The sequence below is a fragment of the Bartonella sp. AD328YNZD genome (genome assembly GCF_042196425.1).
The window spans coordinates 1-1,951 of the sequence record NZ_JBHIQG010000194.1; the positions used below are offsets into that span (position 1 = coordinate 1).

A 1,951-nucleotide genomic window follows, 5' to 3' on the forward strand; every position below is an offset into this window, starting at 1 on the left:
TGATAACGCCTCTTTTGAGGGGTGGTGATAATTATATGAAGTGATCAGTAGTCCTTCCCTGGATAAGAAGCTGGATTGTTTACGGACCAGTGTTTATCGAGCGGTGTGGGGTGGTGAATCTTTCGTTGGCTGTTTTCTGTGAATGTGTAAAAGCGTAAAAATGTGAATCTGTAAAAGTGAAGTGGAGGATTTATGGATTTATGCATTGTGCGTGTTTTGGGGTTACGTTGGGCTTTTGTCTGGCATGGATGGGGTGAAATAAATGGGGGGGTGAAGAGACTGTGAATTGAGGAGGGAAGCTGGAATGAAGAGTGCTGTAAGTTGTAAGTGTGTGACGGGAAAGAAAAAGGGGGGCGTGGAATGGAGAGAGTGCCTATGGACAAAGGGAGGGCGTGGATAAGAGGCGGGGTGGTGTAAAGGATGCGGTAAAGGATGGTGTGAGGGTGATAGAAGAGGGAGGTGAGGAGATAGAGAGGAAAGGGTGTGGGGGTTTGAGAGAAGGTGAAGGTGAAGAAAATGCCCTGAAAGTATGGTGATGAGGTGAGCTAAAGGGGACGATGGGATGAGAGCAGGGCTCGAAAAAATAACTGGGAAAGGGAGCCGTGGTGGGGAAATGAAAAAAACTTCCTCACCCCCATTTATTTTTAAAGGGGAGTGAGGGGCTTATCAAGAAGAAAAAAGTTAGTTTTTTTTCATAATTTTCCAAGTTTTTCCATCAGACATATACATAATCTTTTGGCCTGTGGTTATCTTTTGTGTGCCGTGAGTGGTGTGAAGCGTAGAACTAGAAGCCGCTAGATGATCTATAAAGATTGATTTCCACTTAAATGAAGCAGGAGATGGAAAAGAGATATTGGGTGCCCAAGAACGATCTTTTGAACGAATAACGACAAGCTCTCTTTGTTTCAAGATGTTAGAAATTGTTTCTGCAGACAGATCTTTCCCATTGGAAATGGGGACTTCTGGTTTAGCTGTAGGCGAGGCTAAACCTCCAAAGTCGCTTATACTTGTCATACAAAAAGTGAACGTACATGATGTTTGGATGAGGTCAGAATCTCGACACTTTCCTTGATTAGAAACTTTCAGAGTCCCTTCGTATAGCTTGTTTTGTTTTAAGCCATTAGGATCAAAAAAAATCGAACTTTGCGGACTTAAATCATAACAGGAGGAAAGATGTCTCTTCCAACGAGAATGGTCTTCAACAAAACTTGAAGATTTACGGAGTTTGCCAAATGTATTTGGTACTTCTATGGTCCCAATATTCACTTTTTTACCCGTTGTAAAATCGACTACTTTCGCTGTAACTAGATTCTCATTTTTTTCAACATATAATCGATATCTGCGTCCCATTTCCCATGGAAACTTGATTTCACATCGTACTCCTGAACCTTCCTGAGTAAAATGCTTACATGTATTACCCTTCCATCCCGTTGCATTCCAGATAGAAAAATGAATGGTACGGCCGCTCCTGTTGAAAAAACCAATTTGTCCACTTTTCCCGTTTTGGAATTCAAATTTATTTCCCCAGAAATAGATGGAGTTAGGCCCACCATCGTAGTTTACTTGCTGGGTGAAAACAAATAGATCAAATAATGCATTCTCAGGCCATTCATGCTCTATTGTAATAACTTTGCCGGCAAAGATGGCATAGCTTGGTTTACTTATCAGAAGGAATAAAAGTATTAAAATAACCTTTTTTACAGTATGGTACATACTCAAATCCTCTATCTTAATAAAAAGAATGTAAGTTTATAAGTATTAAAACATATATTCAATGATTTGTTAAGTAAAAATATAGAAATACTTTAATGTTTACTCTAAACTATATACTGTAAAGACTGCTTTGTTTGAAATGTTTTTGCATGCTCCTTTTTTGCTGTTCAAATTTAAGTTTTAATGGTGGAGTTTGTGGGTGAGAGTTTAAAAAGGGGAGTGATGATGTGGGGTATAA

The 1,951-nt window shown here is 39.5% G+C and carries 2 protein-coding genes; one reads left to right on the forward strand and one right to left on the reverse strand.

Going from position 1 to position 1,951, the window contains the following annotated elements; translation table 11 throughout:
- The first annotated feature begins 392 nt into the window (after positions 1–392).
- Complete coding sequence (locus ACFIO3_RS08900) at positions 393–536, forward strand: hypothetical protein (protein WP_375607037.1); 144 nt, start codon at positions 393–395, stop codon at positions 534–536.
- A gap of 145 nt (positions 537–681) precedes the next feature.
- On the opposite strand, the gene ACFIO3_RS08905 is transcribed toward ACFIO3_RS08900, so the two are convergent.
- Positions 682–1,713, reverse strand: coding sequence for a DUF3472 domain-containing protein (locus tag ACFIO3_RS08905; RefSeq protein ID WP_375614712.1), 1,032 nt, complete (start codon positions 1,711–1,713; stop codon positions 682–684).
- Positions 1,714–1,951 lie beyond the last annotated feature (238 nt).

Bases quoted from the DNA above. Each gene is read 5' to 3' on its own strand.
- ACFIO3_RS08905 (WP_375614712.1), bottom strand. From the start codon at position 1,713: ATGTACCATACTGTAAAAAAGGTTATTTTAATACTTTTATTCCTTCTG.